At 65.8% G+C, this 7,408-nt stretch carries 9 protein-coding genes and 1 pseudogene; 6 read left to right on the forward strand and 4 right to left on the reverse strand.

The window, feature by feature from the left end; all coding sequences use genetic code 11:
* Positions 1 to 85: 85 nt before the first annotated feature.
* The 3 genes from ABDZ81_RS17470 to ABDZ81_RS17480 form a co-directional block, all read right to left on the reverse strand.
* Positions 86 to 2,083 (reverse strand): AMP-binding protein, encoded by a 1,998-nt coding sequence (locus ABDZ81_RS17470; RefSeq protein ID WP_343775716.1) that lies wholly within the window; start codon positions 2,081 to 2,083, stop codon positions 86 to 88.
* A gap of 147 nt (positions 2,084 to 2,230) precedes the next feature.
* Positions 2,231 to 2,992 (reverse strand): enoyl-CoA hydratase/isomerase family protein, encoded by a 762-nt coding sequence (locus ABDZ81_RS17475; RefSeq protein WP_343775719.1) that lies wholly within the window; start codon positions 2,990 to 2,992, stop codon positions 2,231 to 2,233.
* A gap of 59 nt (positions 2,993 to 3,051) precedes the next feature.
* The gene (locus tag ABDZ81_RS17480) at positions 3,052 to 3,714 is read right to left on the reverse strand and encodes a helix-turn-helix domain-containing protein (protein ID WP_343776037.1); all 663 of its coding nucleotides are present in this window, start codon (positions 3,712 to 3,714) and stop codon (positions 3,052 to 3,054) included.
* A gap of 106 nt (positions 3,715 to 3,820) precedes the next feature.
* Between ABDZ81_RS17480 and ABDZ81_RS17485 the strand changes: the two genes are divergently transcribed.
* The 6 genes and pseudogenes from ABDZ81_RS17485 to paaE all read left to right on the forward strand — a co-directional run bounded on the left by ABDZ81_RS17485 (position 3,821) and on the right by paaE (position 6,716).
* Positions 3,821 to 4,762 (forward strand): Phenylacetic acid catabolic protein, encoded by a 942-nt coding sequence (locus ABDZ81_RS17485; RefSeq protein ID WP_343775722.1) that lies wholly within the window; start codon positions 3,821 to 3,823, stop codon positions 4,760 to 4,762.
* A gap of 2 nt (positions 4,763 to 4,764) precedes the next feature.
* Positions 4,765 to 4,947: pseudogene (locus ABDZ81_RS18180) on the forward strand (PacF protein); the annotation flags it as partial.
* 45 nt (positions 4,948 to 4,992) lie between these two features.
* Entirely contained in the window at positions 4,993 to 5,292 is a 300-nt protein-coding gene (locus tag ABDZ81_RS18185; protein WP_425541921.1) for a 1,2-phenylacetyl-CoA epoxidase subunit PaaB, read from the forward strand.
* Positions 5,292 to 6,125 carry a 1,2-phenylacetyl-CoA epoxidase subunit PaaC gene (paaC, locus tag ABDZ81_RS17495; RefSeq protein ID WP_343775727.1) on the forward strand — a complete coding sequence of 278 codons (834 nt, stop codon included), beginning with the start codon at positions 5,292 to 5,294 and terminating at the stop codon, positions 6,123 to 6,125. Before ABDZ81_RS18185 ends, paaC begins: the two co-directional genes overlap by 1 nt.
* The gene (paaD, locus tag ABDZ81_RS17500) at positions 6,118 to 6,549 is read left to right on the forward strand and encodes a 1,2-phenylacetyl-CoA epoxidase subunit PaaD (protein WP_343775729.1); all 432 of its coding nucleotides are present in this window, start codon (positions 6,118 to 6,120) and stop codon (positions 6,547 to 6,549) included. Before paaC ends, paaD begins: the two co-directional genes overlap by 8 nt.
* Complete coding sequence (gene paaE, locus ABDZ81_RS17505) at positions 6,549 to 6,716, forward strand: 1,2-phenylacetyl-CoA epoxidase subunit PaaE (RefSeq protein WP_343775732.1); 168 nt, start codon at positions 6,549 to 6,551, stop codon at positions 6,714 to 6,716. The genes paaD and paaE overlap by 1 nt, the downstream gene beginning before the upstream one ends.
* 352 nt (positions 6,717 to 7,068) lie before the next feature.
* Here paaE and ABDZ81_RS17510 read toward each other — a convergent pair.
* A partial coding sequence (locus ABDZ81_RS17510; protein WP_343775735.1) for an aldehyde dehydrogenase family protein occupies positions 7,069 to 7,408 on the reverse strand: 340 nt, incomplete at its 5' end.

Below are 7,408 nucleotides of genomic sequence, written 5' to 3' on the forward strand. Positions count from 1 at the left end.
CCACAAAAGTCTACCCGTCCAATGGGTGGTGCGAGCGGCAGCGGGAACGGACGCCTACGAGTGGAGGTCCCCACGAATGCTCGTATCACCGCGCCGCTTCAATCTCGTCGATGGCGCCGGGGTTCTCGATGCTGGAAAGATCACCCACCTCTTCGCCCGTGTAGACGCTCTGGATGATACGGCGGACGATTTTCCCGGACTGGGTCTTCGGGAACTCGTCGACGAACAGCACCTCGCGCGGCCGGAACGGCTTGCCGAGTTCCTCGCCGACCCGGGCGCGCAGTTGGTCGCGCAGGTCCACGGACTCCTCGTAGCCCTCGTTGAGGATGACGTAGGTGACGACGGCGGTCCCCGTGGTGTCGTCGGGGGCGCCGATGGCGACCGCGGCGTTGACCGCCTCGTGGTCGATGAGTGCGCCCTCGACCTCCGCCGGGCCGACTTTCCGCCCCGCGACGTTCAACACGTCGTCGGCGCGGCCGTGCAGGAACCAGAAGCCGTCCTCGTCCTTCTGGGCCCAGTCGCCGTGGTCCCACATGTCGTCGAACCGCGACCAGTACTCGTCGAGGTAGCGCTCGTCGCCGCTCCACAGCGATTTCGTCATCGACGGCGCCGAGGACTTGCAGACCAGGTAGCCCTTCTCGTGGTCGTCGGCGATGGAGTCGCCCTGGGCGTCGACGATGTCGACGTCCATCCCCAGCGCCGGCCCGCCCAGGGTGCCGGGCTTGAGCGCGTGCAGGGGCGTCGGCTGGAGGAAACAGCCGAAGATCTCGGTCCCGCCGGAGATGTTCATGATGGGAACCTCGCCGTTGCCGACGTTCTCGAGGAACCACCGCCACGAGTCGGGGTCCCAGGGTTCGCCCGTCGACCCGAGCAGGCGCAGCGTCGAGAGGTCGTGGCCCTCCAGCCACTCGTCGCCGTGTTTCTGCAGCGCCCGAATCGCCGTCGGCGAGATGCCGAACGTCGTGATGCCGTGGTCGTCGATCATCTCCCAGAAGCGGTCGGGGTCGGGGTGGTCGGGGGCGCCCTCGTAGAGGAAGACCGTGCCGCCGTGGGCGTGATTGCCGATCAGCGTCCACGGCCCCATCATCCAGCCGATGTCGCTGACCCAGAAGAACCGGTCGGAGGGCTTGTGGTCGAACGAGAAGAAGATCTCCTTGGCCGGCTGAACCAGCGCGCCGGCGTGCGTGTGGACGATCCCCTTCGGCTTCCCCGTGGTTCCCGACGAGTACAGCAGCATCGACTCCTGGTCGGAGGGCAGCGATTTGGTCTCGTACTCGTCGTCCTGGGTGGCGACGGCGTCGGTCCACCACTCGTCGCGGTCGTGCCAGGGGAGGTTCTCGGTGGTTGAGTCGAGCCGATCGTAGACGATGGTGTGCTCGACGTGGCCCGCTTCCTCGATCGCTTCGTCGGCGCTTTCCTTCAGCGCGACTTCGCTCCCCCGGCGGTAGAAGCCGTCGCCGGTAAACAGCACCGTGCACTCGGCGTCTTCGATTCGCGTGGCGGTGGCGTCGACGCCGAAGCCCGAGAAGATGGGGACGGCGACGGCGCCGACCTTGAAACATCCATAGAGGATGGGAACGATCTCGGGGACCATCGGCATGTACAGGCCGACAGTGTCCCCGGTCTCGATACCGCGCACCTCCAGGGCGTTGGCGACGCGGTTGGTCTGCCGGTGGAGTTCGTGGTAGGTTATCTCGCGGACCTCGCCGTCCTCGCCTTCCCAGATCGTCGCGATCTTGTTGCGGGTCTCCGAGTCGGGGGCCGCGTGCCGATCGACGGTGTTGTGGGCGACGTTGAGTTCGCCGCCGACGTACCAGTCGGTGAACTGCGGGCCGTCGGACGCGTCCCGGATCTGGTCGTACGCCTCGAAGAAGTCGAGGTCCATGTACTCGATAATCTCGTCCCAGAACCAGTCCAGCCCCGATGCGGGTTCGCCGTCTACCTCTCGAACCGTCCGCTCGTGCAGTTCCTCGAAGTCCTCGATGTCGTGTTCCGCCATGAACGCGGCGACGTTGCTCTCCTCGACGAATCGGTCGGCGGGCGTGTACGCGACCTCGGATGCACTGTTCGCGCTATCGGACATGGATGCTCTCAGTTCAATAGAGAGCAGGGAACAACCAAGTTGTTTCGGTTGATATGTAAGAGGGTCTTCAGGAAGACACACCGCAAAAGAGAATGTCTCTACGTCGGGATTCGCTCCGAGAACGCCGAGGACGTCTCCGATCCGTAGTCAGTCGAAATCCGGTTTTCGCCCGTTCAGAAACGCATCGACGCCCTCGTCGTGTGCGGGCGTGTCGTAGGCCATCGACTGGAGGCGCGCCTCCCGCCGGAGCCCGTCGCGCCACGGCTGGCCGAGGTTGTCGTGGATGGCCTCCTTCGCGAGGCCGATGTTCGCGGTCGGGCGGTTCCGGAGCGTCTCGACGAGATCTGCGACGCGGTCGTCGAGATCGTCGTCGGGCACCGTCTCGTTGACGAGGTCCATCTCGGCGGCCTCGTTGGCGTCGACGAGGTCGCCGGTGAAGGCCAGTTCCTTCGTCTTCCGCAGCCCGATGAGCCGCGGGAGGATCGCCGTCGCGCCCATATCCGGCACGAGACCGACGTTGACGAACGTGGCACCGAAGCGGGCGGAGTCGCCGGCGTAGGCGAAATCGGAGATAGCCGTCAGCGACATCCCGGCGCCGACGGCGTCGCCGTTGACCTTCGCGACGATCGGGACCGGCGCCGAGAGAGCGTTCTCGGCGACGCGGCCGAGAGTGGTCCGGACGCGCTCGTAGGCCTCCGGCGTCGTCTCCGCGCGCTCGGCCATCGCCTCGATGTCGCCGCCGGCGCTGAAGGCGTCGCCCTCGCCGGTGATGACCACCGCGTCGTGTTCCTCGGGGTCGAGGTCGGCGAGCGCGTCGGCCAGTTCGCGGGCGACGGCGGCCGTCATCGCGTTCCGCACGTCTGGCCGGTCGAACGTGATCCGTCGGACGGGTCCGTCGTCGATTTGCATGACTGTACACGTGTCCGGGGACCACTTAGTTCCCGCCGTGGGCTTCCGCTCGCTACGTGTCAGTCGTCGGCCCCGTCCCCAGGGTTGTCGTCGACGTGCCCTTCGGGGAACAGTTGTGAGAACAGGGCGTGCTGGGCGCGGTGGAGGCGTTCGATGAACGCGGACTTGCTGATGCCCATCTCGGCGGCGACGTCGTCGGCCGTCGCTTCCCGCGGGACGGTGAAATAGCCCATCTCGACGGCGTAGCGGAGGCTCTCCTCCTGGGCGGGGGTGAGGTCCCACTGCTTGGCGATGGAGTTTTCCTCCTCGGCGCGGAGGGCGTAGACCCGCTCCAGTTTCACGCCGACCGTCTCCCCGGCGGTTTCCATCACCGCCCGCATGACCTCGTGACCGACCACGGCCCCGGTCAGGATGGCGTTGCCGTTCTGGTAGGTCAACGACTCGACCATGAACCCGGCGCTGACCAGTTCGTGGACGACGCAGGGGTGCAGGGACAGACAGCGGTAGTTGTAGCGGTCACCGTCGTGTGACTGGTAGAGATACCGGATACGGTCGTCCTCGTCGAGATAGTCGGATAGCTCGTCGTCGGGCGCCGAGCTGAACCGGAGCAGGACGTTCCCGTCGTCGCGCATCAGCGGCGGCGCGACGTCGACGACCGCGCTCGTGGCCCGACTCGCGTCCGCCAGCGGACAGTCGTCGCCCTCGATGCGGAACTCCGTCATCAGACACTCATCTATCATGACCCGTAATACTGCGGCCCGATTTATAAAACCCGTCTATAGGCTGCACAATTAGTAAGGGGAGAGCCGCGCTATCTATATGTGTACAATGAACATCGACGAAGTCAAAGAACAAGCGGGTCCGCGGCAGTTCAACCCGAACGACGACATGCCGCAGGAGTACCGCAAAGCTGCGACGCGCATGCTGGAGTTCCACGCCAACAGCGAGATCATGGGCGCGTACCTCGAGCGTCCGTTCATCCGGAAAGCGCCGAGCCTCGAGCGGAAGATGGCCTTCAGCGCGAAGGCCCAGGACGAAATCGGTCACGGGCAGATGCTCTACCGGGCCGCCGAGTCGCTGGGCATCAAGACGCGGGAGGAGATGCTCGACGACCTGGCGAACGGCGACGGGAAGTTCCTCAACTGCTTCCACTACCCGATGGAGAGCTACGTCGAGACCCCGATGATCGCCTTCTTCGTCGACGGCGCGGCGATGCGCCGACAGGCGACGCTGAAAAAGTCCAGCTGGGAACCGTACGCCCACGCGATGGACAAGATCTGTTTCGAGGAGGGGATGCACGTCAAACACGGCGAGTCCATCCTCCGCGAGCTGATGAGTGGCTCCAAGAAGGAACAAGAGATGACACAGGAGGCCTTCGAGGAGTGGTGGCCGCGCATCCTGCAGTTCTTCGGTCCGACCGACGATCAGAGCACCCACCACGACTTCGCCGCGGACGTGGGGCTGAAGACCGCCACGAACGACACGCTCCGGAACGCCTTCCTCAACACCTACATGCCCAAAGCGAAGAAGTACGGGCTGGAGATCCCCGACGAGCCCCGCATCCGCGACAACGGCGACGGCACCTACGAGGTCGTTGAGGACGATCTCGACTGGGACGAGTTCTTCACCGTCTCGAAAAACGAGTACGACGGCAGCATCCAGCAGATCGACGGCCGCGCTCGGGCGCAGGAGGCCGTCGAGTGGGTCCGCGACATGATGGACAGCCAGACGACCACCGGCGACGGACCGACCCCACAGGCGGCCGACTAACCATGATCTGGGAAGTATTCCGCCAGGGAGCCGAGGACAAGCCCTACGTCCACTGCGGGAACGTCCACGCTCCCGACCGGGAGATGGCAAAGCAGTTCTCGGTCATCCAGCACGGCCGGCGCAAGCCGACGAACGCGCTGTGGGTCGCCCCGCAGGAGAAAGTCAGCGGCGTCTCCTACGACGAGGACACGACCGACACGGACGTCGACGGGACGGAGACGGACTGGGAGGTGTTCCGTCAGGACGAGGCCGGCGACTACCACACCCACTGTGGCGACGTTTCGGCGACCGATGCCGAGTCGGCCAAACACGCCGCGATGGAGGAGCACGGCGACGACGAGCCACACAGCCTGTGGGTCGTCCGCAGCCAGTACGTCGGCGAGGTCACCGGCGAGCACGTGACGTTCGGCGGGACGACGGACAAGTCCTACCGGTTCGCGCAGACGTACAACGTCACCCCGGCCGCGGAGGAGGTCGAAGCCTCCGAGAGCGAGCAGGTCGAGGCCGAGCGCAAGCGAGGTGAGGTCTGATGGCGGCGACCGGAAGCGACCTCGGCGGCCCGGACGAACTCACCGAGCGCGAACAGCGCGCGGTTGAGGCGCAGCTGTTCCGCCTGGCCGACGACGAGTTCATCCAGGCCGAGCGGTTCACCTACTGGCAGGTCCGCGCGCCGACGCTGGAGTCCGACCTCGCCGTCTCGAACAACGCGCAGGACGAACTGGGCCACGCCCGCCTGTGGTACGACGCGATCCAGCAGTTCGGCTACTCCGAGGAGTCGCTGCTCTGGGAGAGCGACCCGTCGGACTTCCAGCACAGCACGCTGGTCGAACTCCCCTTCGAGGAGGGCGACTGGGCCGACGCGGTGGTCCGCGCCTACCTCTACGACGTCGCCGAGGACGTCCGCCTGTCGGCGCTCGAGGGGTCCAGCTACAAGGTCATCCGCGACCGGACCAGCCGGATCCAGGGCGAGGAAGGCTACCACGTCGAACACGCCCAGAGCTGGCTGGAACGGATGGCGAACGACGACGACGCCAGCGAGCGCGTCCAGGCGGCGATCGATCGGCTCTACCCGTACGCGCTGACCATCTTCGAACCCACCGGCGACGTCGAGGAGGACATCGACGAACTGGGCGTCCGGACGATGACGCTGGCGGAGATGCGCGAGGAGTGGACCGACCGCATCACCGACTTCCTCACCGGCGTCGGATTCGAGGTGCCGACGGACGCCGACCCGGCGACGCCGATCGGTCGGGACAACGAGCACACCGACCACTGGGACGACCTCCACGAGGAGATGACGGAGACGTACCACAACCTGGATCGGCACAAGGCCACCCGCATCATGGACGCCGAAGATGAGTAGCAACTACGACCGGCCCCGGGCCGATTCGAACGCGAAACCGTGCTCGTACACCGAGTACGACACGAAAGACCGCGCCGAGGGCGACGTCCCCGCGACCGGCGAGGGCGCCGACGGCCTCGAGCGCGAGGTCTGGGCGGCCCTGTACGACGTCGAGGACCCCGAGATGCCCATCAGCGTCGTCGACCTGGGGCTCATCTACGGGCTGGAACTCGACGACGGGTCGGTCACCATCGACATGACGCTGACCTACAGCGGCTGTCCCGCGCGCGAACTCATCCTGGACGACGTCGAGCAAGCGGCCGAGAGCGTCGACGGCGTCGACGACGCCGAGGTCCGGCTCGTCTGGTCGCCCGACTGGTCGATCGACCTCGTCACCGAACAGGGCAAGGAAGCGCTACGCGAGTTCGGACTGAGCTTCGAGTGATGAGCGAACCCGACCCGAGCGTCACGACCAGCGGCGAGCTGACGGGCGCCGAGTGCCCGTACTGCGGGTCGACCGACACCGAACGGGAACACCCCCGCGGACCGTCCCGGTGTCAGTCCATCCACTACTGCAACGAGTGTCTCCAGCAGTTCAAGAAGTTCGAGTGACGCACGGTTTCGTGCGTCGCCTTCCGGCTCCGCCGTGAAGGCCTTCTCCCTGCAATCTCTGTCCCGCTTGACCGTACAGTAACGATCGTTTAATCTGATAATAATTTGACATTCTAGGGGACGATACCAGCCGCGATATGAATCGGGCGGCGGTTCCGACGATCTCCGTCCGAAAGCGGAACTGGAACGGCCCGAGAGTGGGGACAGTCCGGACGCCGCCCTCGACAAATCGTACGCCGACGAGTCTCCCCGCCGCAGACATCTTCGGCTGCTGGTTCCGTCGGGACCCGCCGGACGACGGCGTCGACGCCGCAAGCGCCCCGCCAGACCCTCCCTCGTTCCCGGTGACGGTCTACTCTAGGTTGACGTGGACGTTCTTGACTTCGGTGTAGGAGTCGATGGCTTCCTCGCCCTGCGCGCGGCCGTGGCCGCTCTGCTTGGTGCCGCCGAAGGGAGTCTGGGGCCAGGTGTTCGGCGTCTCGTTGACCATGACCATTCCGTAGTCCAGTCGGTCGGCGACGGTGTGTGCACGGGAGAGGTCGTTGGTCCAGACGCAGGCGGTCAGCCCGAACGGCGAGTCGTTGGCGACCGTCAGCGCCTCCGCCTCGTCGCCGACCTCGATGATCGACAGCACCGGGCCGAAGATCTCCTCCTGGGCGATCGTCATGTCGTTGTCCACGTCGGCGAAGACG

Origin of the sequence: Natronoarchaeum mannanilyticum (assembly GCF_039522665.1) — an archaeon.
In the GTDB taxonomy this organism is placed as follows: Archaea; Halobacteriota; Halobacteria; order Halobacteriales; family Natronoarchaeaceae; genus Natronoarchaeum; species Natronoarchaeum mannanilyticum.

Coding starts and splice junctions, on each gene's coding strand:
- ABDZ81_RS17480 (WP_343776037.1), bottom strand. CDS start 3,714: ATGACGGAGTTCCGCATCGAGGGCGACGACTGTCCGCTGGCGGACGCG.
- ABDZ81_RS17485 (WP_343775722.1), top strand. CDS start 3,821: ATGAACATCGACGAAGTCAAAGAACAAGCGGGTCCGCGGCAGTTCAAC.
- ABDZ81_RS17475 (WP_343775719.1), bottom strand. CDS start 2,992: ATGCAAATCGACGACGGACCCGTCCGACGGATCACGTTCGACCGGCCA.
- paaC (WP_343775727.1), top strand. CDS start 5,292: ATGGCGGCGACCGGAAGCGACCTCGGCGGCCCGGACGAACTCACCGAG.
- paaE (WP_343775732.1), top strand. CDS start 6,549: ATGAGCGAACCCGACCCGAGCGTCACGACCAGCGGCGAGCTGACGGGC.
- ABDZ81_RS17470 (WP_343775716.1), bottom strand. CDS start 2,083: ATGTCCGATAGCGCGAACAGTGCATCCGAGGTCGCGTACACGCCCGCC.
- paaD (WP_343775729.1), top strand. CDS start 6,118: ATGAGTAGCAACTACGACCGGCCCCGGGCCGATTCGAACGCGAAACCG.